This window comes from Galbibacter pacificus (genome assembly GCF_029603165.1).
GTDB lineage: Bacteria > Bacteroidota > Bacteroidia > Flavobacteriales > Flavobacteriaceae > Galbibacter > Galbibacter pacificus.
In genome coordinates, this window is sequence record NZ_JAQSVC010000001.1 from 321,585 (window position 1) to 347,164 (window position 25,580).

Consider the following 25,580-nt stretch of genomic DNA (forward strand, 5'->3'; position numbering starts at 1 on the left):
ACTAAATATACGTGCAGGAATTATTTAAAAATATAAAAGGTGATAAGGCAATATGGGCTGTAGTGGCACTGTTGGCATTGTTTTCTTTTTTACCTGTGTATAGCGCAAGTACCAATTTGGTATACGTGGTAGGCAGCGGTACCACCTTTGGCTATTTGCTCAAGCATGGTATATTGCTGGCATTGGGCGTGGCCATAATTTATGGGGTGCACAAAATACCCTACCGATATTTTAAAGGATTGTCTATTATAGCCATGCCAATAACCATATTACTTTTAATATATACTTTGGCACAGGGGACAACCATTGGTGGGGCAAATGCAAGTAGGTGGATTCAGGTACCGTTTGTGGGCATTACTTTTCAAACGTCAACATTGGCCTCTATTGTCTTGTTGATTCATGTTGCAAGGTATTTGGCAAAAATAAAAAATGAAAAAATAACCTTTAAAGAGAGCATAGTGCCACTTTGGTTGCCAGTGTTCTTGGTTTTGATATTGATTCTCCCTGCCAATTTTTCTACCACGGCCATTATCTTTTTAATGGTTTTGGTATTATGCTTTTTGGGGGGTTATCCATGGAAATATTTAGCAGCAATTGTAGGAGCCGGATTATTGGGCTTAACCATGTTTGTTTTAACGGCCAAAGCTTTTCCGGGGCTATTCCCAAATAGGGTAGACACATGGATAAGCAGGGTTGAAAATTTTGCAGATGAAGGAGATAGTGAGGCCGATTATCAAATAGAAAGAGCAAAAATAGCCATTGCAACCGGCGGAATTGTAGGCGTGGGTGCCGGAAAAAGTGTAATGAAGAATTTCTTGCCCCAAAGCTCATCAGATTTTATATATGCCATTATTATTGAAGAATATGGTTTAATAGGCGGACTTACAATGGTTTTTATTTATTTGCTGCTCCTTTTCAGGATAGTAATAGTAGCACATAAGTCGGAATCCACCTTTGGGAAACTCTTGGTCATTGCAGCTGGATTGCCCATAGTTTTTCAGGCATTTATAAATATGGCGGTTGCCGTAGAGCTATTCCCGGTTACAGGGCAAACATTACCACTTGTAAGTAGCGGCGGTACTTCTATCTGGATGACGTGCCTTTCCATAGGAATTATTTTAAGTGTAAGCGCCAAACGCCAAGAAGATTTGGAACAAATTGAAGAAGAAGCCGATAATCAAAACCCATTAGATATTTTAAGTGAGCAGTTATAGATTTATATTATCAGGAGGAGGCACAGGAGGCCATATATATCCAGCTATTGCCATAGCCAACGAGCTAAAGCAACGGTACCCGGACGCTTCATTCCTCTTTGTAGGTGCTCAAGACAGGATGGAAATGGAAAAAGTGCCGCAGGCAGGCTACGAAATTAAAGGTTTATGGATTTCTGGCATTCAGCGAAAGCTAACGCTTAAAAATTTAATGTTCCCGTTTAAATTAATAAGCAGCATATGGAAGGCAAAAAAAATAGTAAAATCGTTTAAGCCCGATATTGCCGTTGGAACAGGCGGGTATGCAAGCGGGCCATTGTTAAAGGCTGCTTCAGGGAAAAAGATTCCGTGCGTATTGCAGGAACAAAACTCTTTCCCCGGAATAACAAACAAGTGGTTGGCAAAAAACGTAGAAAAGATATTTGTGGCATACAATGGCCTGGATCGCTTTTTTCCTGCTGATAAAATAATAAAAAGCGGAAACCCGGTCCGTCAGGATTTATTAAAGATTGATGATAAAAAAGAAGAAGGCCTTAAATTTTTTCAATTGACCAAGAACTGTAAAACCCTGTTTGTCATGGGCGGAAGTTTAGGAGCGAGGAGAATTAACCAGTTAATTGAAAAAGAGCTAAACTTTTTTAAGGAAAATAACGTACAACTTATATGGCAATGCGGAAAGTTGTACTTCGATGAATATAAAAAGCACCAAGGCGACACCGTAAAAGTGCACGCATTTATTAACGATATGAAACTTGCATATGCCGCTGCCGATATTATTATTTCCCGTGCAGGGGCCATCTCTGTTTCAGAATTGGCCATAGTGGGGAAACCTGTGTTTTTTATCCCATCGCCAAATGTTGCAGAAGACCATCAAACTAAAAATGCTTCAGCAGTTGTAAAAAACAATGCGGCTGTTTTAATCAGGGAAAATGACTTGGACACAACTTTTGAAGAAACATTTTTATCGGTATTTAATTCAGAAGAAAAACAAAAAGAGCTGGGCATCAACATTAAAGCCATGGCGTTGCCAAATGCCACTAGCGATATTGTTGACGAAATAGAAAAATTAATAAAAAAAGTTGCATAAGCATAAAATGGACTTAAATAAAATACATAACGTTTACTTTTTGGGCATAGGCGGCATTGGCATGTCTGGTCTGGCGCGTTATTTTAAGTTCATTGGGAAAAATGTAGCGGGTTACGATAAAGTTTCAACAGAAATTACAGACGGACTTGCAGATTTGGGAATCGATCTTCATTTTGAAGAAGATGTGGATAAAATTCCGCGTAGTTTCAAGGATAAAGAAGCAACGTTGGTGGTATATACGCCTGCGGTGCCCAAAAAGCATCAGGAGTATGTTTATTTTTTGGCAAATGGCTTTGAAATACAAAAACGCGCTGCCGTACTGGGCATCATAACAAAAGATACGTATTGCTTTGCCGTGGCTGGAACTCATGGAAAAACCACTACAAGCGCCATATTGGCCCATATTTTAAAAGAAACGGGAACCCCCATTACAGCCTTTTTGGGTGGGGTTTCAGAAAATTTCAACAGTAATTTTTTAATTGAAGGCAACGAGTATACCGTTGTGGAAGCCGATGAATTCGACAGGTCCTTTTTGCACCTTTCGCCAATGGTAGCTTGCATTACTTCCATAGATGCCGACCACTTGGACATATATGGAAATGAAAACGAAATGAAAAAAACATTCATTGAATTTTCTAAAAAAGTGAAGCCACAAGGAAAGCTTTTTGTAAAAAACGGGTTGCCAATTCAGGGGACTACCTTTGGGATAGAAGACAATTCGGACTTTTCAATCAGAAATATAACAATTACAAACTCAACCTACCTATTCGACCTAGTAACCCCGACAGAAACCATAAATGGGGTTATGTTTAACAAACCAGGAAAACACAATTTGTTAAACGCATTGGCAGCATTGGCAATGGCGACGACTTTAGGCACCCCCCTAAGTCGCCTTGCCAGGGCGCTTGCCAGTTTTAAAGGCATAAAACGCCGCTTTTCATACCAAATCAATGAAAAGGATTTAATTTATATAGACGATTACGCGCATCATCCTACAGAAATAGATGCCGTGTATGAAGCTGTTACGAGTACACACCCAAACAAAAGGATTACGGTGGTATTTCAACCACATTTGTTTTCAAGAACAAAAGATTTCGCCCTAGATTTTTCAAAGAGCTTAGCCCGTTTTGATGAGATTATTTTACTGGACATTTACCCTGCAAGAGAAGAGCCCATTGAAGGAATAACAGCTAATTGGTTGCTGGACATGATAGACCATGGCCACAAACAAAAAGTTGCAAAGCAAGACCTTCCTGAGATTTTGAGAGCAAGCCGTTCTCAAGTCTTTTTAACGCTCGGCGCAGGCGATATCGGACAAGAAGTTAATAGCATAAAAAAAGCGTTAAGTGAAAAAGTATGTTAGTTTTATAAAATTAGTAATAGTGCTCCTTGCATTGGTTTTTATGTATTCTTTTTCAAACAAAAGAAACAATAGCCGTATGTTGAGCAACAATTCCCGTATTGAGTTCCTAAACGATAATGCACATTTTATCACAAGGAACACAGTTAATAAATTGTTGATACAAAATCGGGACACTGCTTCGGGCGTACCCAAAGAAAAATTAGCTTTGAATATTATAGAGAAATCCCTCAACGCCAATAAAATGGTTCAAGAGGCTGATGTCTATGTATCTATAACTGGGGAAGTTGGGGCAAAAATACGTCAGCGTACACCAATTGCAAGAGTGGCGGCTAGTAAACCTTTTTATATTGATGTAAAAGGAGAAACGATGCCGTTATCGCCTGTTTATTCAGCTAGGGTACCTTTAGTAACAGGAAACAGTATAAAAAATAAATTGCCGGAGTTATATACACTGGCCAAATTTATATACGATGATGATTTTTTAAAGATGAACGTAATTGGCATCCAGCAAAAAGAAGATCATTACGAATTAAAATTGAGAACCGAAGATTTTGTTTTGTACCTGAATAAAATAGAAGAACTGGAATCTAAGTTTAATAATTTTAAGGCTTTTTATCAAAAAGGGTTGCACGATAAAACCCTGGATATATATAAGGTTGTAAACCTAAGTTTTGACAATCAGGTAGTGTGTACCAAAAAATAGATTATGGAAAATACTAAATACGCAGTAGGGTTAGACATAGGGACCACAAAAATAGTGGCCATGATCGGTCGTGAGAACGATTATGGAAAGATTGAAATATTAGGTATTGGTAAGTCCAAAAGTTTGGGAGTGCACAGGGGCGTGGTAAACAATATTACCCAAACCATTCAATCAATTCAACAAGCAGTACAGGAATCCGAGAGCGCATCGGGTCTTAAAATAAACGATTGCGTGGTAGGGATAGCCGGACAGCACATAAGAAGTTTGCAACACAGCGATTATATAACCAGACCCGATTCGGAAGAAGTAATCAGCGAAGACGATCTGGACAAACTTTGCAATCAAGTATATAAACTGGTAATGCTTCCCGGGGAAGAAATCATCCATGTATTGCCACAAGAATACAAAGTAGACGGCCAAGCCGAAATAAAAGAACCCATCGGGATGTATGGCGGTCGTTTGGAGGCCAATTTCCACGTGGTCGTGGGGCAGGTATCATCCATTAGAAATATTGGTAGGTGCGTAAAAAGCTCCGGTCTCGATTTGGCCGGTATTACTCTCGAACCCTTGGCGGCGGCCAATGCTGTGTTGAGCCAAGAAGAAAAAGAAGCTGGCGTTGCGTTAATCGATATCGGGGGCGGCACCACCGACCTTGCCATTTTTAAAGACGGAATTATCCGTCATACCGCGGTAATCCCTTTTGGTGGGAATGTAGTTACCGAAGATATAAAAGAAGGCTGTTCCATTATCGAGAAACAGGCCGAATTGTTAAAAATTAAGTTTGGCTCGGCATGGCCCGGCGAAAACAAAGACAACGAAATAGTCTCCATACCCGGTTTAAGGGGAAGGGAACCAAAGGAAATTACATTAAAAAACCTCTCTAAAATTATTCATGCACGCGTTGTGGAGATTATCGAGCAGGTATACATGGAAATTAAAAATTACGGTCATGAAGATCAAAAGAAAAAACTGATTGCCGGAATTGTATTAACGGGCGGTGGAAGCCAGTTAAAGCACCTAAAGCAATTGGTGGAATACATAACGGGCATGGATACCAGAATTGGCTATCCAAATGAGCACTTGGCAGGCGATTCGGATACAGAAATAGCCAGTCCGGTATATGCCACGGCAGTCGGTTTGGTAATGAATGCCATTCAGCAACAAAAAAAGAATGTGCCAAGACAGCCTGAAAACCAGTCGAAAAAAGAAGCACAAGAAACCAAACAAGAAGAACAACCAAACGATTATAATCAAACAGAGCCCCAATCAACTGAGCCAAAAAGAGAAAGAAAATCCTTTCTTGAAAAATGGTCAGAGAAATTAAAAGATTTTTTAGACAATGCAGAATAGTCAACCAACACTAGAAGCAAGCGTTTAAAAAAATATTAGTAAGTAGTAATAGGAAAAAATAGGGTAAAAAAAATTATTATGAGTAGCAACACAGATTTAGGGAACATCTCATTCGACTTACCAAAAAATCAAAGCAATGTAATTAAGGTTATTGGCGTTGGCGGCGGTGGTAGCAATGCAATTAATTACATGTTTCAACAAGGCATAAACGGCGTGGATTTTGTAGTTTGTAATACAGATTCGCAAGCATTGCAAAACACTGGAGTGCCAAATAAAGTACAACTGGGGGTATCTTTAACAGAAGGCCTCGGTGCGGGGGCAAATCCCGAGGTAGGCGAAAAAGCGGCCATAGAAAGCTTGGAAGAATTGCAGTCCATGCTGGACACCAACACCAAAATGGTTTTTATCACTGCCGGTATGGGTGGCGGAACAGGCACCGGAGCGGCACCGGTAATAGCCAAGCTGGCCAAGGATATGGATATCCTAACGGTTGGAATTGTAACCATTCCTTTTCAATTTGAAGGGAAAATGCGTAACGAACAGGCACAACGCGGCGTGGAAAAATTGCGTTCCCATGTCGATTCGCTTATTATGATTAATAACAACAAACTTCGCGAAGTATATGGAAACCTTGGTTTTAAAGCAGGCTTTTCCAAAGCAGACGAAGTATTGGCAACGGCTGCAAGGGGGATTGCAGAAGTTATTACGCACCACTACACGCAAAACATTGACTTAAGAGATGCCAAGACGGTGCTGTCTAACAGCGGAACCGCCATTATGGGGTCTGCAACGGCAACCGGTGCAAACCGAGCGCCCGAAGCCATTATGAAAGCATTGGACTCTCCATTATTGAACGACAACAAAATTACCGGCGCACAAAACGTACTGCTACTTATAGTTTCTGGTGCCGAAGAAATTACCCTAGACGAAATTGGAGAAATCAACGATCATATTCAAAACGAAGCCGGCCACAATGCCAATATTATCATGGGTGTTGGTGAAGACGAAGGTTTGGGCGATGCTATAGCCGTAACCGTAATTGCAACGGGATTTAACCCTGAGCAACAACATGAGATTGTAAATACAGAGGCCAAAAAGATTATCCATACACTGGAAGACGAACAAAAAGCGGTTCACGATCTTACCCCAAAGGCTTCACAAAAGAAATTTACAGCAGCTATTGATGAAGAAAAGTCCGAAGAAAAAAAGGTAGTGAAGCATGTTTTGGTGGACGATTCAGAAGAAGAAAAGATAGTTGAAGACCAACAAATGGAATTGATTCCAACTTCAGAAATTATAAAAAACATCAATGTTATTTATGATGAAGTGACATTGGAAAACGACGATGATTTTATTATAATAGATACCACTGCCAAAATTAAGGACATAGATGTTGTGGACCCAGAAATATTAAAACCAGAGGCCAAAAAGCAGACAATGCTTTCTTTTGACATGCCCTTGCAGGAAGAAGACCGCGAAGAGGAGGAAAACGTAATTACATTCGACCTTTCTGAAGATGTAAGTGATTATGAGGTGAACGACCATGTAGAAATAGTGCCGGTTACCGAAGTTTCGCATGATGGTACGAAGCGTTACAGCTTGGATGATTATATGGAAATGGAAGATCAGCTAAACAATGCAAGGCCAAAAGATAAAAAGGCCGAAAAAGTTGAAAAAGAACTGGATTTTGAAAAAAAGGTAGTCGAAGAAAAGCCGTCCCAAAACCAATCTTCAGACGAAATAGACCCCATGAACAGTTCTATTGAAGACAGTTTAAGGAGCAGGGCCGAAGAACGCAGGCGCAAGCTAAAAGATTTCAACTATAAATTTCATAACAATGCATCAAAAATAGAAGAAATAGAAAAGCAGCCCGCATACAAAAGGATGGGGATAGACCTTGAAAGTCAACAAGAAGAAAATCAATCTTCAAGAACGAGTGTAGGCTCAGATAGCAATGAAGAAATTCAGCTAAGAAGTAATAACTCCTTTTTGCATGATAATGTAGATTAGGGAAAATTGATAATAGCCATAAAACCCGAAATCTTTTTAAGAAGTTTTCGGGTTATTTTTTTATCTTCGCACTGCGAAAAAAGTTTTATAAAACAATAAGACCATGAGTTTACAAGATAAAGTGATGACCGAAATGAAAACTGCCATGAAGGCCAAGGATTCAAAGGCACTGGAAGCCCTTAGGGCGGTTAAGTCTGAACTTTTATTGGCAAAGACAAACGCAGCGTCCAAAGATGGTCTAAGCGAAGAAGAAGAGATAAAGCTTTTGCAAAAACTTGTAAAACAAAGAAAAGATAGTGCAGCTATATACAAAGAGCAGGGGCGGGCAGATTTGGCAGAACCCGAACTGGCACAAGCTACTATTATAGAGAAATTTTTGCCCGAACAATTGAGTGAAGAGGAAATTACAGAAGTGGTTTCTGGAATTATCTCCAAGATAGGTGCAGAAGGGATGAAGGATATGGGGAAAGTAATGGGAATGGCATCGAAAGAACTGGCTGGAAGGGCAGACGGAAAAACCATTTCTACAATTATTAAGGCTAAATTAAATTAAATGTAAAATAAAAATTCCGGCATAAGCAGGAATATGGCCCCGTGGCGCAACTGAATAGCGCATCAGATTTCGGCTCTGAGGGTTGCAGGTTTGAATCCTGCCGGGGTCACCATCGAGGACAAATTGATATTTTTCGATTTGTCCTCTTTTTTGTTTATTTGTAAGTTGCTGTTAATCAATAGTATTATAGCTATTGCTTCATTAATTTTAGTGGTTCAAACTTTTCCAGATATTATCGTTAGTATTTCAGGAAAAATTTTAAAAAGATTATAATTGGCAATTAAGCATAAAAAAGTAATTCCTTCTCAAACTGGATAATTCCCAAATTTGACGAAGAGCCGGTCACTTCAAAATACCCATAAATGTTTAAAGCCCTTAGGGCAAATGCATAGCTATTTTATTTTATAATATTAGAGAAAGACTTAGTGAACTCAGTTCCCAACAACGCTTCATATTCCTTCCTGAAAATATCATAGCACTGTTTTGCTAGTCCTTTTTTTCCTATTTTATAAAGTGATTTACATTTAAGTGTGATGGCTTCTTCATTTAACGGGTCATACTTTAAAATGCAATCTGCTATAGCATTGAGTAAATTTGGGTCAGTTTTCGACTTTGCTATAAACTCTAATCCATTGATGACTCGGTTCGAGAAATCTACTTTAAAAGTGTCCATCCACTCGATTTGAATATTAGGACAAATTTCACCTGCTGATACAGTTTGTAATAGTTTTACAATGGTACCTTCTTTAAGGGGGTGTTCTGATAGTGAATCTAATACTTGTATAGTTTTAATATAATCGCAATATATATTTTCATCCATACTCACTTTCCAATATGTATTGTCGTTTGTTATCTCGATGTTTCCTATTTTTTCAAGCAGTATTCTCAATTTGCTAATATTAACATTCCGATTATTTCTTGCACTACTTTCACTTTTATCAAACCATATTAGTTCAGTCAATTTAATGGAGGAAATACCTTTTTGATTTTTTACTGTATATAATACTATTAACAAGAATAATGATTTTAACGTTGGAGTGAACAGTGCAGTAATGTCTTTTCCTTCTCTATCATATACTTGTAATCCCCCTAAAAGATATATTGCGGACTCTCTTTTTTTGCTACCTTTTAAATAATTAATCTTCTTTGGATAGTTTGCTGTATGACTGATCTTATTTTCTTTTTGTTTGAACTTACTTATTATTTGTTTGATAAAGAATAATATTAAAATCAGAATCATGCCAAAAACTAACCATCTTTCCCAATTTATTAAATAGTTAGGATTATCTTGAAAAACTTCATTTTCGAGTAAAGGTGGATACGCAAGATCGTACAGTTTAATTGTATTATCTGAGGCAGTTACTGCGGTTAATTTGTTTTTTTTATTATTTAGGATCAATGTTCCCCATGACCTTACATCTAGAAAATTATAAGGAATTGAGTCTTGATAAAGGACTTGTTGTGGTTGATCTATAGAGTATCTCACTAAATTTAAATGAGTATTAAAGTTACTATTGTTATATACGAGTGTATAAAAATTTCGAGTTTCTTGGTCAATGATTAAAGATTCTAAGGGGACGAAAGGATTATCACTTGTATTTGTATATTTCCACTTTTGAGAAATATTAAAGTTATTGAAGTTAATTGAGTATAAATCATAATAATATTCACTATTGACTTCTTGCCTTCCTGTTTTACTGCCATAACCACCAAATATTAAGAAATGATCGTTATCTAATATTCCTGCCCCGCTCAAGTAGCGAGGGGAAATGGAATCTTTTATTTCGTAATTAGTCCAGTTTTTATCTATTCGTATATTTTTAATAATATTTTTATATCTATAGTGACCATAACCACCAAATGTAATTAAGGAACTGTCCTTTGGGGAAATTAACTTATTGTGATGCCAAAAATCTGTTTCCAAACAATTTGTATTATTAATACTCCAACTTTTATTTTTTATGTTGAAAATGTTTATATCTTCATTATCAAAGTTATAAGACCATAATTCGTCTGTGTATTTATTGTATATAAAAGTGTTGGATTGGCAGAAATATGGATGTCCTGTATATTTTAAGGTGTCAATATGGTTACTGTTTAAATGATATGCATAGACTGCTTTGGGGTCAATAAAAAAAATACGGTTATTTATATTATCTTTTGCGATGCCTATGAGTTTGTCAAATGTATATTCTCTTTTTTTCTTCCAGTGTAAATGTCGATCAATTTTCCAAATAGGATTATATACTAATGCTTTCTTGCTAGATATTTCATCGTAAACACTATTGTTTTTAGAATGTTTGCCTAAAATCCAATGCCGTATTAATTTGGAATTATGGTTGAAAATTTTAATGTTTTTCAATGTCATTGGGCAAACATCGGTAGTTATGAAAGGCTTAATGTTACTGGCTCCAAAAACAATATTATAATTTTTGATACCATGAATTGTTTTAGATCTTTTGTGTAGAGTATGACCATTAAGAGACAATGAGATTATGGAGTCTTCTTGATTGATTTTTAATTTTATGTTTATCCATTTGTCAAATGAACCATCGGGAATTTCATTCCATTTAACTGTAAATAGAATGGTGTCTTTAACAACTAGCCAAAAATTAGCTTCATTAGTATTTAAGTTAGAAACCAAATCGATATTTAGTTTATCATCACCTATAACTCTAACAATATCTCCATAATAACCATCACCCTTTCTGAAATTGGCATCGAATTCAAGTGTAAAACCTCTCTTTAAAAAAAGGGGATTATCAGGTGTTATATTTAATGATGTACGCTCATCTTGAATAACTTCATGCGAGGCAAAATAAAGGCCTTCATTTAAATAAGTTTGAGCATTAATTATAAAAACGTCACTAATTAGTAAAAAATAGAATGTTAGTTTGAGGATATTCACAATTTTAATTGATGAGTTTATTGCTTGATTTTTTGATTATAAAATATAAAAACTAATATGAAATATTAAGCGAGTTATAGTCATTTAAACTATATATGGTTGATTTGTTAAACTTTCATTGAAATTAGAGTTCTTTAAATTATTAAATGCATTCTAAATTATTAGTGGCTATAGGAATTTATACAAAGTAATAAATTTAATCATTTAATTGAATTTTAGCACTTATTTAGTCGATAATGTAAAAATAAGTATGTTTTTTAATTAAATTAATTAAAATTAAGCGAATTTTAATGTTTTTTTTATCGTTAATTATAATATAATTAAGTACGCTCTCCTTTATTTGCTTGAGTAAAAATTACGTGTATTGTCATATCAATTCAAATAAAACTTAAATCAAAATAAAACTTTTGTACTGTGTTTAAATTCAAAAAATCTGAATTGAACAATATACTTTTATTGTGGTCGTCTTGTCATTATTCATAATTTATATTGAATTGGCACCAACACTACATCGTTGTAGTATGCGAGTTTATATATTCTGTTAATAATCTAAAATATTAGCCTGTGAAAAACAACTTTTGATGTTTTACCTAATAACATCAAAAATAATGTAAAACTACAATTTTAATGAAAACTAAACTACTTGATTTATGAAATTAAACCAACCAAAAAATCATTATTGTAGTAAGTTTGGAAAACTTACTAAAACGTTTTTGTTGTTTGTTGTACTTATAACAACAAATTTATGTTTAATGGGACAGAATAGTCCTAGCCAGAGAAAAATAATAGGAACGATTACTGATGAAGAGGGAATTCCAATACCTGGAGTATCTATTATTTTAAAAAATACAAATAAGGGAACAGTATCAGACTTTGATGGAGGTTATGCCATAGATATTCCTTTAGCTGAAAATGCGACACTTGAATTCAATTATATTGGCTATAAAACAGAAACGATTCCTGTTGAAGACCAATACGAAATTAATGTTGTTATGAAGTTGGATGTAGAGGGGCTAGATGAGGTGGTTGTTGTGGGGTATGGAAAACAGAAAAAGGTTACAGTAACTGGTGCCATTTCCAGTATAACAAGTGATGAAATAACAACAACAAAAAATGAAAATGTTGTTAACACTATGACTGGAAAAATTCCTGGAGTAAGAATATTACAAAAGAGTAGTGAACCGGGATCTTTTGACAATGTATATGATATCAGAGGTTTTGGAAATCCTTTAATAGTGATTGACGGAGTTCCAAGAGGGGGGCTTGAACGCATGGATCCCAATGAAATAGAAAGCATTTCTGTTTTGAAGGATGCCTCAGCAGCAATTTATGGTGTTAGGGCAGCAAACGGTGTTATTCTGGTTACCACTAAAAGAGGGGCAGATAAGTTTGGGAAATTTGACATTAATTATTCTGTGAATACTGCCATGCAACAATTCATGGATTTACCAGATGGAGTAAATGCACTAGAATATATGATGCTTAAAAATGAACAACAGAAAAGAGGTTTTGCTAATAACTTTTTTACTCAAACAGATCCCGCCTTCGGTGAGGCGGATATGGATTTATATAGTAATGGAACATTATTGTCTACGGATTGGATCGGTGCAACAATGAAAAAGGCTGCATTTCAAAATCAGCATAATCTAAATATAAATGGTAGTGGTGAACGGGTACAATATTATTTTAACTTAGGATACCTTGATCAGGAAGGATTGTTTAAAAGCGATGACGTTAACTACAACCGCTGGAATTTTAGATCGAATGTACATATTAAAATATCAGATAATTTAAGAGCTGAAGCACTTTTATCTGGATTCACCGATGAAAAGAATCAGCCAAACAAGGGCATTTGGGAGATGTTTAAGAATGCCTGGAATCAATTACCAACAGATCAATTATATGCTAATAATAATCCTATGTACGTGCAGATGTTACAAAATAATGGAAATGGCAACCCATTAGCAATTAGTGATTCAGACTTTGTTGGAAATCAAAACTATATTAATAAAAACTTTCAAGGACAGGCAGCCATAGAATATGATATTCCAGGTATTAATGGATTGATGGCTAGAGGTATGTATAGTTATGGATTTACAGAAAATAACAATACAGTGATTAATACCTCATATACGCTTTACACATATGATAGGGAAAATGATGAATATATAAGCAATGAAATAAATACACCCTCCACCGTTAATCGCTATTTCGGAAGCTATATTTCTAAGTTGTTTCAGCTTTCATTAAGATATAATCAGAGTTTTGGTAACCATAATTTTAGTGGACTTTTATTGTATGAAGAAAGTAATGCCGAGGCCGACAATTTTTATGCTCAAAGGGAATTTTCATTAGGCATACCTTATCTGTTTGCTGGAAATACAACCAATCAAATTGGTTCAATGAATTCAGGGGGATTATGGGAAACAGTAAATAAAGGATTAGTAGGGAAAGTAAATTATGACTACAGGGGTAAATACCTTGTTGAATTTAGTTTTAGATATGATGGATCTTCAAAATTCAAAAAGGGTTCACAATGGGGGTTCTTCCCCGCAGCGTCATTGGGGTGGCGTATTAGTGAAGAACCATTTATGAAGAAACTCATTTCTCCTGAAGTTTTGAATAATCTTAAATTTCGTGGATCATATGGTAAGCTTGGAGATGATAGCGCCACTGGTTTCCAATACATTTCAGGGTATAATTATCCTGCAACTGGTTATATTTTTGGGGGTGATTACATTAATGGTCTTCAGTCAAGAGGAGTTGTTAACCCAAACCTTACTTGGTATACGGCCAAGACAATGAATTTGGGTATTGATTTTGATTTATGGAACGGCTTATTGGGTGGAACTACAGAATATTTTGTCAGGAATCGAGATGGGCTTTTGGCGACTAGGACTACAACACTTCCCGGAACTGTAGGAACTAATTTACCACAAGAAAATCTCAATAGTGATAGAACAAGTGGTTTTGAATTCCAATTAACTCATAGGAATAATATTAATGAATTTAAATATAATATCAGTGCTAACATATCTACAACCAGGACCAAGTTGATCAATGTTCAACAGACACCTGCAGGGAATTCTTATGAAAACTGGAGAAACAGTATGCAGAATCGATATACGAATATTTGGTGGGGTAAAGAATATGCTGGCCAATTTGAATCTTATGATGAAATTTATAATCATTTAGTAAATACAGGTGGTGGAAATCAAAATATTATTCCGGGAGATTATTATTATGAAGATTTGAATAATGATGGGGTAATCGATTATAAAGATGAACATCCAATTGCAGTTAGGGATTTGCCCTTGGTTAATTTTGGAATGACACTCAATGCCAGTTGGAAAGGTTTTGATGTGAATATTTTAATGCAAGGGGCAACTGACTTTTATGTGCAATATGCAGAACAATTAGCAGAGCCTTTAATGTATGGTAGGAGCGCATTATCACAGTTCATGGATCGTTGGCATACTATAAATCCTGAGGCCGATGTCTTTGACCCATCAACGGAATGGGTACCCGGTAGATACCCTGCTATGGGATCGCCAATAGCGGAAGGAACCAAGGCCGTTCAGGATGCGACATACTTTAGAATTAAAAGTTTGGAAATAGGATATACAATACCTTCAGAGGTGCTCTCCCCAATGGGAATAAATAAGCTTCGCGTATATCTCAACAGTTATAATCTGGCAACATTTACCGGATTAAAAAACAGTGACCCTGAGAGACCTGGAATGGTAGCTGATGGAGCTGATTGGAACTATTCGCAGGGCGGGTATAAATATCCACTTAACAGAACTTTTAACCTTGGATTCAATGTTAGTTTTTAAATTAAAAAAAATGAAGATATTATATAAATATATAGTAGTAGTTATAGGGGTATTGACTGTATCCTGTAATGATTTAGATGTAGATCCTTTAAATATAATTCAAGATAAAGATATATTTAATAACGAAAATGGTGTCGAGGCATATTTTGCTGGAATTTACAACACCCTTCCGGTTGAAGATTTTATTTATAGACAAGATGCGGGTTTTATGAGAAACGATGGTGGTCGATGGCAATGTTTTTATCATCCTGGAGCACTAACGGGAGAACTTGTGGGGCCATATGGTAGTACATATGATGGCGCGGGAGGTTTTGGTTATTGGCCATACTCTGATATAAGAACTGTAAATTATTTGATTCATAATCTACCCGAAAATGCCCAAAACTTTACAGAAAAACAAATTGGGGAGTGGCTAGGGGAAGCATACTTTTGTAGAGCTTTTTTATATTTTTCGCTAGTAAAAAGATATGGTGGAATCCCTATTATAAAAGATGTTCAGAATTACCCAGAGCAAAGTATAGAGGACTTACAGGTTCCAAGGGATAAGGAGATAGATGTTTGGAATTTCATAGCCGATGACTTGGATATGGCGATTGATTTAATGCCTGAGTCTAGTGATAAGGGAAGAGCCAACAAATACGTAGCTGCGGCATTAAAGTCAAGGGCGATGTTATATGCAGGAACAATTGCTAAATATGGCTCACAAAATCATGTTTCAGGTGAAGCTAGGGATTTAGGATTAGTAGGCATCCCCTCGGCAAAGGCGGAAGATCTTTTCAGACAATCCCTTGAAGCATCTAGAATTTTAGATGGGCAGTATTCATTATATAAAAAACGGATGGATGATAAGGAACAGAACTATGTTGATTTGTTTCTGGATCCAGAGAGCCCTGAGAGTATTTGGGTTAAAGACTATTCTTTAACAAGTGGGTCAGCACATAGCTGGGATGCTACTATGACATGTAGATTTATGACGGCCGATGGGCTTTCCAGATCATACCCAACATTGGAAACTGTTGAAAGGTTTGGAGAACTTGATGTGGTAAATGATGATGGAACTCCTAAAAGATTTGATAACTTAAGTGATATAACAGAAGGCATAGAACCTCGTTTATTGGCTTCTGTTTATTTTCCAGGGTCAATGCTAAGAGATATAGAGTTTGATATCCAAAGGGGTATATACGAGCAATTTTCAGGAACTGCTGAAGATGAAATCGGATTGAATCCACCCAATGAACAATATAGACATTTAGCAGGTAGTACAGATGTATTGTTCGAGGGAAAACAAGTGATTGGTTTTACGGGAATAAGTACCAATGGAGACGATAAGACAAGGACTGGGTTTTATGTCAGAAAGTATATTGATTACAATAAAGAACAGTCAAGTTGCGGGTTATATCAGAGCACACAAAGTTGGATTATTATACGGTACGCTGAAGTTTTGTTAAATCGGGCCGAAGCGGCTTATGAATTAGGAGAGGTTGATGAAGCCCTGAATGCTATTAATGATATAAAAGATAGGGCCGGGGCTGGTATTGTGAGTTCCGGAGAACTTACCATAGATGAAATCAGAAATGAACGTAATAAAGAACTGGCATTTGAAAAGCATTATTGGTGGGATTTGAAACGTTGGGCAATTGCTGACAGAGTTTTAGATAATACTAAGTTTCATGGTTTATTACCCTATTACATACTCGATGAGGATAAATACATTTTCCTAAAGGACTTTGAGACATTTCAGCGTACTTACACCTTTGAAAAGAAGTTTTATTATGAACCGATTCCTGGTGGTGAGTTAGGAAAAAATCCTAATCTATATCCAAATAACCCTAATTATTAATTGATTTAAATTCAAACCTTATGAAAAGAAATATAAAAATCAAATCATGGATATTGTTAGTAATCAGCTTATGTCTTTTTGCTTGTAGTGAAGTTGATAACTACAATGGGCCTGATTCTAGCTTTGAAGGACGTATAATAGATGAAACTACAGGTGAAATTTTTGTTACAGAAACGGGCGGAATTCAAATCCAATTAGAGGAACTCAGTTGGAGTGAAACACCTTCCCCCCAACATATACCGATAAAAGAAGATGGAACCTTTGAAGATAGTCAGCTCTTTAGCGGGCACTATTTGGTAATGCCCATTAATGGTCCTTTTTGGCCATTGAATCAAGGTATTGAACTTGATATAAACGGTAGCACTTCTCATGATTTTGAAGTTTTACCCTATTTAAAGATAGAAAATCTTGAGTATAGTTTAGAAGGAAATACACTGGTTTTAAATTTTAATTTGAAAGCTCCAATATCAGAGGGGTTACCTAATGTTTTAGATATAAAGCCATTTGTAAATATTACTAATTATGTCGGTAATGGAGCAACAATTAGCCAGTACAGTGATCCAAATAAAATAGATATAAATGCTGCATGGGATAGTGAAATGGCATCTACGACTTATGAGTTAAGGGTTTCTGATTTAAAGGCAGGGAGAAAATTTTATGCCAGAGTTGGGGCTAGGGTAGATGATAGTTTTAAAAAGTATAATTATTCCCAGATTGTTGAAGTTGATGTTCCTAGTGAGTAAAATCAATTAGAAAAATGAAATCGCAAACAAAGAAGAGCATTATCTATTTATTTCCGTTATTTATTCTTTTGAATGTTTTAACTGTAAAGGCAACAACAAAAATTGTTTGTATTGGAGCCAGTATTACATATGGGGCATTTATAGAGAATCGGGATAAAAAATCATTCCCTAGTCAACTACAATATTTATTAGGGCCAAAATATAAAGTCTTTAACTATGGGGTTAATGGAACAACTATGTTAAAGAATGGTGATAATCCTTATTGGGAAACACTACAATACCGGGAAGCTTTAATTAGCAACCCGGATATTGTTGTAATCGACCTAGGGGGCAATGACAGTAAACAAATTAATAGAAAGTATTTGGGCGAATTATATCAAGATGCAGTTTCATTGATAAAAAACTTCAAGAAATTAAAAAGTACGCCCAGAATTATCGTCTTATTGCCTGTGACATCTTTCGTAAAAGACAAATCAGGAATTTGGGATCCAGTAATAAATAAACAGATTATACCTTCCTTACAACAAGCGGCTATGGATATGGATGTGGAAGTGATTGATATGCATCCATTATTGATTGAACGTGCCGATTTGTACTTAGACATGATACATCCGAATCGAACCGGGTTGGGACTTATGGCAGGAAAATTATGCCAAGTAATTATACAACCTAGGGATCAACAATTTAAGATTGATTTAAGTGAATATGAACTTATACAAAGCTCATTTTATGGTTATAAAAACCAAAACTTTCTATTTAATGGAAGGCAAGCTACAATTGTTGAGCCAAAAATCCCAGCAAGAGGGCATCCCTGGATATGGAGGGCAAGATTTTTTCGACATGAACCTCAAGTTGACATTGCATTATTGGAAATGGGCTTCTATATAGTCTATATCGATACAGCTGAATTATTAGGCAATAAAGCATGCATCAATCATTGGAATTCATTTTATGCTTACTTAAAGCAGTTAGGCCTAAGTAAAAAAGGATTTTTTGAAGGAATGAGCCGTGGGGCTATTTATGTGTTGAACTGGGCTTCTCAAAACCCTGATAAAATTCAAGGCATTTATTTGGACAATCCAGTACTGGACATGAAAAGTTGGCCTATAGGATTAGGCAGTGCAACTCGGGATGAGGAAGTATATAATGCATTTTTGGTGGATTTTAAGATGAATGGTAAGGAATCAAAATTAAAATCTTTTATGGCTAGCCCTATAAATCAAATAGATAAAATTGTTTCAGGAGATTATCCGATTTTAATTTTATGTGCTGATTCTGATAAAGCTTTACCCCCTGAAGAAAATACTTTTATATGGGAAGCAATGAGGAAAAGGTTTAACGGAAATCTCACTATTATACATAAGCCAGGCTATGATCATCATCCACATAGCCTCGAAAATCCTTATCCGATTGTACAATTTATTTCAAATCAATACTATAAATCAATAAAATGACTAAACTATATTTTAACGTATGAAAAATGATGACATAGATTATATAGGGGTTGATATCGGAGGCTCGCATATAACAGTTGCCAGAATCGATAAACAATCAAGATGTATTGAAACGGGATCTATTCAACGAGAATATGTTGATGCTCATATGAACTCAAATGAGATAATAAAAAAATGGGGGGAAAGTATTCAAAAAATAATAAAAAATAAACAAAATACATTAATAGGAATAGCTATGCCCGGACCCTTTGACTATAAAGAGGGCATAAGCTATATAAATGGACAGGATAAATTTGATGACCTCTATAAAAAAAATGTCAAAATACTTATAGCCAATGAATTAAATATGAGGTCCGATCAAATTGAGTTTGTAAATGATGCAGCTAGTTTTTTACAGGGAGAGATTTTATCTATGGGAAAGGAGGGCTTAGACTCTGTTATTGGTATTACCCTCGGGACGGGATTAGGTTCTGCATATACTCAGTATGGTCAAGCATTTGATGCAGATTTATGGAGGTTTCCTTTTAAAAATGGGATTGCTGAAGATTATTTGTCCACGCGTTGGTTTGTGAAAAAATTTTACGAGGCTACAGGCGAAAAAGTTTTCGATTTAAAAGATATTTTGGAAAGGTATCAGCAACATCCATATACTACAAAGATGTTTGCTCATTTCTCAAATAATTTAGCTTCATTTTTATATCAATTCGTTGACCTTAAAGAACCAGAATTAATTGTGATTGGCGGGAACATGAGCAAAGCTGGAAATTACTTTCTAAATGAAGTTGATATTATTTTGAAAAAACAACATATAAATGTTCCGATTAGACTGGCCCGTTTAGGAGAGAAAGCAACTTTAATGGGAGCTGTGTATAATTGGATTATTACTTAAAACTAACCATAATGATAAATCAAATGAAATTAAAAGTTATTTATATATCTATAATAATTTTTGCAGGGTGGCTTATCCCGCAAAATATCAATGCTCAAAACAAGCATTCAACAAAAACAGATTATCCGTCTTATAATGGATTGGTAATGGCCGGATATCAAGGATGGTTTCATCAAAGAGAAGGAAAAATGTATAACGACGAAAAAAATATTAGAATAGATATGTGGCCTGATATGAATGAATATAAAAAAACATATCCAACTGGGTTGAAATTGAAAAATGGTAGTACGGCCTATTTTTTCAGTTCAGATGATAAGAGTACTATCGACCTTCATTTTAAATGGATGAAAGATTATGGTATAGATGGGGTCTTTATGCAACGTTTTTTTAATCCGGCGAAACATCGTAGCAAGATTGCAACTAAAATATTGCAGGATGCTTTTTCAGCAGCTTCAAATGAAGACAGAGCGATAGCCATAATGTATGACTTATCAGGGCTTGCAGCCAAAGGAGAAGATTGTTCCATATTAATTGAGGATTGGAAATTTTTGGTAGATTCTTTAAAGGTTACCAATCAAAACGGGACTCAGACCTATTTACACCATAAAGGGAAACCCTTGGTAGCGATATGGGGGGTAGGATTCCCGGATCGCCCATACAATATTAGGGATATAGGGATAAAGAGGTTCATTGATTTTTTAAAAAACGATCCCGAATATGGGGGTTGTAGTATTATGTTAGGTGTACCCACCTTTTGGAGAACTCTCCAGGCAGATTGTATTAGTGATCCTTATTTGCATGAAGTAATAAAACAGGTCGATATAGTTTTGCCATGGATGGTGCAACGATTTACACCTCTACTTCATAATGATATGGATCGTTACAGGGATTTGATCATAGAAGACTTAAAATGGTGTAATGCGAATGGCATTGATTATGTCCCGTCTATCTATCCCGGCTTTAGTTGGCATAACCTGAGCCGTTTTGAATTTCCGGACGATATAAAACCCTCAGGGTCTATACCTAGGCAAGGAGGGCGTTTTTATTGGCAACAAATAGGGACAGCCTTGAATTCAGGGGTGCAGATGTTGTATGTTGCCATGTTTGATGAAGTAAATGAAGGGACTGCTATTTTTAAAGGATCTGATAATCCTCCTGTTAGTGAATATGCAGAATTTATAAATATGGACGGTGTGCCCTCCGATCATTATCTATGGCTTACCGGTCAGGCAGCCAAAATGCTCAAAGGTGATAAAAAGCTTACACATTCCATGCCCGAAAGGGATTTAGATAGTCATTAACCTTATAGTTATGAAATATTTTAATATTAAGTGGACTCTATATGTCTGTATATTACCATTACTAGCTTTGTCTCAAGAACATAATTCAAGAAGAAATTATTATAAAAAGTATGAATTATCGCAAGGTTTGGTAATGGCAGGATATCAAGGCTGGTTTAATACCCCCAATGATGGGGCTAATAGAGGATGGCATCACTATGAAAGATTGGGGAAATTTGAACCGGGATATTGTACGATTGATCTTTGGCCAGATGTGAGGGAATATAAGGAAACATATAGTACTAATTTTAAATTTCAGGACGGGTCAGAGGCCAAAGTATTTAGTTCGTATGATGCCGGTACCGTAGATTTACATTTTCAGTGGATGCAAACCTATGGCATAGATGGTGTATTTATGCAAAGATTTATTTCTGAAATCCGGAATCCTTCAGGAGCCAAGCATTTTACGACTGTATTGAAGAATGCTACTCAAGCAGCTACGAAGTACGAGAGGGCCATAGCGGTTATGTATGATTTATCCGGAAGCAGTTCTAAAGAAATGAATATTGTTATTAAAGATTGGAAAAGGTTGTTGAAAACATTTAAATATAATAAAAGGGATACCTATCCAAATTATTTGTTTTATAAGGAACGTCCTCTGGTAGCAATTTGGGGAGTAGGTTTTAATGATGGACGAGAGTATACTCTTGAAGATATAAAGATGCTGATTTCGTTTTTTAAGTCAGATGAAGGGGGGAATTGTACTGTGTTACTGGGAGTGCCTACCTACTGGAGAGAACAGGGCAGGGACTGTATTAAAGATCAAGATTTTTTGGATGTTATTAAATCTGCTGATGTAATTCACCCATGGTTTGTCGGTCGTTTTCGTGAAGAAACATATGACAGCTTTAAGGATCTTATTGGGAAGGATCAAAAATGGTGTGAATCCCATGGATTAAGATATATGCCGGTTGTATTTCCAGGGTTTAGTTGGAATAATATGTTGTCCGAAGGACACAAAAGTAGTACTATACCAAGAAATGGTGGTAACTTTTTATGGAAACAGATTAGTGGTGCTTCCAGTCAGGGAGCTTCAATGTTATATGTAGCCATGTTTGATGAAATAGATGAAGGTACTGCGATTTTCAAAATATCCCGTGAAGTACCTATTGGAACAAGTAAGTTTATACCTGTTGCCGAGAATTTGCCAAGTGATTTTTATTTAAAATTGGTAGGAAAGGCATCGTCAATGCTTAAGAATCAAGTTCCTATTCCAGATGTTTTGCCAATAAAATAGTGATATGAGCGAATTTAAATATATTTAATTTTTATAAAAATAGAAAAATGAAAAAAATCCAATCTTTAATTTATGTGATTCTTGTCTCATTGTTTTTTAATGGATGTGAGCAGTCGCAAAAGAAGGAAAAAGTGGCAATCGAGACAGCCGTTATTAATGAAAAAGTTCAAAATCCAATATTCAGAAATATTTTTACTGCAGACCCTTCGGCACATGTGTGGAATGATGGTAGGTTGTACGTATATCCTTCCCATGATATAGCACCTCCAAAAGGATGTGACCTTATGGATAGGTACCATGTATATTCAACAGATGATATGATACACTGGAAAGATCATGGAGAGATACTTTCTTCTAACGATGTGCCTTGGGGACGCGAAGAGGGTGGTTTTATGTGGGCGCCTGATTGTGCCTATAAAGATGGAACCTATTATTTCTACTTTCCTCACCCAAGCGGAAAAGAATGGAACGATACATGGAAAATAGGGGTTGCAACTAGTAAGTACCCAGATAAGAATTTTAAAGTACAAGGCTATATTGAAGGTTTGGATCCTATGATAGATCCATGTGTATTTATTGATGACGATGGACAAGCTTATTTTTATTATGGAGGAGGCGGAAAGTGTCAAGGAGGAAAACTTGCGGAAAACATGACAGAGATACAAGGAAAGATGCAACCGATGGAAGGCCTTGAAGATTTTCATGAGGCAACTTGGGTACATAAAAAAGGAGATATTTATTATTTATCCTATTCAGATAATCATGATGATGGGGAAAAGCACAACCGCATGCGATATGCCACCAGTAAAAATCCGCTAGGACCTTGGACTTATCGGGGAATATATATGGAGCCTACCGATAGCTATACAAATCATGGTTCAATTGTGGAATATAAAGGGAAATGGTATTCTTTTTATCATAATAGTAAACTTTCCGGTGGCCATGATTGGTTAAGATCTGTTTGTGTAGATGAACTTTTTTTTAATACTGACGGCACTATTAAAGTAGTTAAGCAGACATTAGACCCAGATATGAAACCCTTACCGTGGAAGGAATAAGAAAAACATTCTTACTATACAATCAGTTATATAGTTCGTTTTTATGATCAAAAGGGATAAAAAAAATATATATAAAGGTATTATAATAGCAATTAATATTCTAATTATATGTATAACTCATGATGGTTATGCTCAAGAGCATAATATTACCGACATAGTTATAGGAACCTATTGTAATCCGGTTGATATAAGCTATCGTTTTAGCTTGGATTCACCGAGTAGAAGAGAAGCAGCGGATCCGTCAGTAATTCAATTCAAAGGGCAATATTATTTATTTGCATCTAAATCTGGAGGATACTGGAGGTCTTCGGACCTTTTGAAATGGAAGTTTGTCGAAGTTAAAAATTTCCCGACGGAAGACTATGCTCCTACAGCAGTGGTTATAAACGATTCGATTTATATGATGGCATCGTCTGATAAAATCTATCAGGCTAAAGATATTGACAAGGGAACATGGAAGATGATAGCTACTTTACCTTTCGGAGTAATTGACCCTGCCTTCTTTATGGATGATGATGATAAATTGTATCTATATTGGGGATGTTCTGATGTAGATCCATTATATGGAGTGCAATTAGACTACCATCAAAATAAATTTAATTTAATAGGAGAACCGAAGCCTTTAATATATACCAATCCTAATACTAACGGCTGGGAGGTAAGCGGTGATACTAATGAAACGGACGATAAAGCTCCATGGCTCGAAGGAGCCTGGATGAATAAGCATCATGACATTTATTATTTGCAATATGCTAGTCCAGGTACACAATATAAAAGTTACTCCGATGGGGTCTATTATTCAGAAAATCCATTAGGGCCTTTTGTACAGGCAGAAAACAATCCATTTTCTTATAAACCTTCAGGATATGCCAATGGTGCCGGTCACGGAAGTACTTTTAAAGATAAGTACGGGAATTTTTGGCATATAGCTACAGTAACGGTTTCTAACAAGCATATGTTTGAGAGGCGGTTGTCGTTATTTCCAGCTTTTTTCGATCAAGAAGGGGTCTTATTTGCTCAAACTGGTTTTGGAGATTATCCCATGCAGATTCCCAAGGGTAAAGTAATGGGGAAAGATTATGTTTTACCCTTTTGGATGTTATTATCTTATGATAAGCCCGTACAAGTTTCGAGTGAAAAGGAATCTTTTGTTAAAACTAACCTTGCAGATGAAAACTTGAGAACTTTTTGGTCTGCAAAAAGTGGTAATCCTAATGAATGGGCAGAAATTGATCTGCAAAATAATCAAGATGTTTATGCGGTGCAATTAAACTTTTATGAAAACAACTCGGTTATTTATGGAAGACAAAAAGGATTATGCTATCAATATACACTAGAAGGTTCATTAGATAGAAAGAACTGGAAAATTATTGCAGACAAATCTTCTTCTACGATAGATAACCCTCATCAATATATTCAGTTAAAAGAAAAAGAAAGGTTGCGTTACATACGCATAAATAATATTAAAGTACCTTCTGGGAATTTTGCATTATCCGGATTTCGTGTATTTGGAAAAGGATTGGGAAAAGAACCAAAACCGGTCGAACAATTTATAGTAGATAGGCAATGGGACAGAAGGCGAACTCGTTTGAAATGGAAAAATAATAAAAAAGCTATTGGATATATTATTTATTATGGAAACAGTCCCAATAAGCTATACCATAGTTATCTGTTATATAAAAAGAATTCATTTTATCTGAATAGTTTGAATGCAAATCAGCCATATGTTTTTCAAATTTATGCATTTAATGAAAATGGTTTTTCTGAAGCAAGCAAAATGGTTTTAATTAAGTGATTAAACTGAAAACATATACCCTATGTAAATAATAAGGGATTAGTTTAAGTGGCAATATGTGTGATAAAGAATATGATAATAATATATCTCGTGTATTTACTTATGGTTATAGTTAATCAGGGGCTATATATATTATAATATATGTAAAGGATTTTAAAATTCAGTGTTTTCATAAATACCCACTGAGCTAGTTAGCAGGGATA

Annotated in this window: 17 protein-coding genes and 1 tRNA gene; 17 read left to right on the forward strand and 1 reads right to left on the reverse strand. The window is 35.8% G+C overall.

The window, feature by feature from the left end:
* Nucleotides 1–11 precede the first annotated feature (11 nt).
* The 8 genes from PSF86_RS01470 to PSF86_RS01505 all read left to right on the forward strand — a co-directional run bounded on the left by PSF86_RS01470 (nt 12) and on the right by PSF86_RS01505 (nt 8,389).
* The gene (locus PSF86_RS01470) at nt 12–1,214 is read left to right on the forward strand and encodes an FtsW/RodA/SpoVE family cell cycle protein (protein WP_277898280.1); all 1,203 of its coding nucleotides are present in this window, start codon (nt 12–14) and stop codon (nt 1,212–1,214) included.
* Nucleotides 1,201–2,298 (forward strand): undecaprenyldiphospho-muramoylpentapeptide beta-N-acetylglucosaminyltransferase, encoded by a 1,098-nt coding sequence (murG, locus tag PSF86_RS01475; RefSeq protein ID WP_277898281.1) that lies wholly within the window; start codon nt 1,201–1,203, stop codon nt 2,296–2,298. Before PSF86_RS01470 ends, murG begins: the two co-directional genes overlap by 14 nt.
* 7 nt (nt 2,299–2,305) lie before the next feature.
* Nucleotides 2,306–3,661 carry a UDP-N-acetylmuramate--L-alanine ligase gene (murC, locus tag PSF86_RS01480; protein WP_277898282.1) on the forward strand — a complete coding sequence of 452 codons (1,356 nt, stop codon included), beginning with the start codon at nt 2,306–2,308 and terminating at the stop codon, nt 3,659–3,661.
* Entirely contained in the window at nt 3,645–4,364 is a 720-nt protein-coding gene (locus PSF86_RS01485; RefSeq protein ID WP_277898283.1) for a cell division protein FtsQ/DivIB, read from the forward strand. The genes murC and PSF86_RS01485 overlap by 17 nt, the downstream gene beginning before the upstream one ends.
* Before the next feature lie 3 nt (nt 4,365–4,367).
* Complete coding sequence (gene ftsA, locus PSF86_RS01490; RefSeq protein WP_277898284.1) at nt 4,368–5,714, forward strand: cell division protein FtsA; 1,347 nt, start codon at nt 4,368–4,370, stop codon at nt 5,712–5,714.
* A 78-nt stretch (nt 5,715–5,792) separates the two neighbouring features.
* Nucleotides 5,793–7,724, forward strand: a complete 1,932-nt coding sequence (gene ftsZ / locus PSF86_RS01495; protein WP_277898285.1) for a cell division protein FtsZ — start codon at nt 5,793–5,795, stop codon at nt 7,722–7,724.
* Nucleotides 7,725–7,827: 103 nt separating this feature from the next.
* Nucleotides 7,828–8,277: a GatB/YqeY domain-containing protein gene (locus tag PSF86_RS01500; protein ID WP_277898286.1), complete on the forward strand. Its 450-nt coding sequence runs from the start codon at nt 7,828–7,830 to the stop codon at nt 8,275–8,277.
* 35 nt (nt 8,278–8,312) lie between these two features.
* Nucleotides 8,313–8,389 (forward strand) — tRNA-Arg (locus PSF86_RS01505).
* 285 nt (nt 8,390–8,674) lie between these two features.
* On the opposite strand, the gene PSF86_RS01510 is transcribed toward PSF86_RS01505, so the two are convergent.
* On the reverse strand, nt 8,675–11,185 hold the full coding sequence (locus PSF86_RS01510; protein ID WP_277898287.1) for a hypothetical protein: 2,511 nt from the start codon (nt 11,183–11,185) through the stop codon (nt 8,675–8,677).
* A 650-nt stretch (nt 11,186–11,835) separates the two neighbouring features.
* Here PSF86_RS01510 and PSF86_RS01515 point away from each other — a divergent pair.
* From PSF86_RS01515 to PSF86_RS01555, 9 genes are read left to right on the forward strand one after another with little or no spacing between them, the layout of a single operon-like run.
* Nucleotides 11,836–15,021, forward strand: coding sequence for a SusC/RagA family TonB-linked outer membrane protein (locus PSF86_RS01515; protein ID WP_277898288.1), 3,186 nt, complete (start codon nt 11,836–11,838; stop codon nt 15,019–15,021).
* Between the two features lie 10 nt (nt 15,022–15,031).
* Entirely contained in the window at nt 15,032–16,861 is a 1,830-nt protein-coding gene (locus tag PSF86_RS01520; protein ID WP_277898289.1) for a RagB/SusD family nutrient uptake outer membrane protein, read from the forward strand.
* Between the two features lie 20 nt (nt 16,862–16,881).
* Nucleotides 16,882–17,604 (forward strand): DUF3823 domain-containing protein, encoded by a 723-nt coding sequence (locus PSF86_RS01525; RefSeq protein WP_277898290.1) that lies wholly within the window; start codon nt 16,882–16,884, stop codon nt 17,602–17,604.
* 14 nt (nt 17,605–17,618) lie between these two features.
* On the forward strand, nt 17,619–19,058 hold the full coding sequence (locus PSF86_RS01530) for a GDSL-type esterase/lipase family protein (RefSeq protein WP_277898291.1): 1,440 nt from the start codon (nt 17,619–17,621) through the stop codon (nt 19,056–19,058).
* Nucleotides 19,059–19,077: 19 nt separating this feature from the next.
* On the forward strand, nt 19,078–19,947 hold the full coding sequence (locus PSF86_RS01535) for an ROK family protein (RefSeq protein WP_277898292.1): 870 nt from the start codon (nt 19,078–19,080) through the stop codon (nt 19,945–19,947).
* A 23-nt stretch (nt 19,948–19,970) separates the two neighbouring features.
* Complete coding sequence (locus tag PSF86_RS01540; protein ID WP_277898293.1) at nt 19,971–21,248, forward strand: glycoside hydrolase family 99 protein; 1,278 nt, start codon at nt 19,971–19,973, stop codon at nt 21,246–21,248.
* Between the two features lie 10 nt (nt 21,249–21,258).
* The gene (locus tag PSF86_RS01545; protein WP_277898294.1) at nt 21,259–22,524 is read left to right on the forward strand and encodes a glycoside hydrolase family 99 protein; all 1,266 of its coding nucleotides are present in this window, start codon (nt 21,259–21,261) and stop codon (nt 22,522–22,524) included.
* 47 nt (nt 22,525–22,571) lie between these two features.
* Entirely contained in the window at nt 22,572–23,582 is a 1,011-nt protein-coding gene (locus tag PSF86_RS01550; protein WP_277898295.1) for a family 43 glycosylhydrolase, read from the forward strand.
* A 43-nt stretch (nt 23,583–23,625) separates the two neighbouring features.
* Nucleotides 23,626–25,377 carry a family 43 glycosylhydrolase gene (locus PSF86_RS01555; RefSeq protein ID WP_277898296.1) on the forward strand — a complete coding sequence of 584 codons (1,752 nt, stop codon included), beginning with the start codon at nt 23,626–23,628 and terminating at the stop codon, nt 25,375–25,377.
* Nucleotides 25,378–25,580 lie beyond the last annotated feature (203 nt).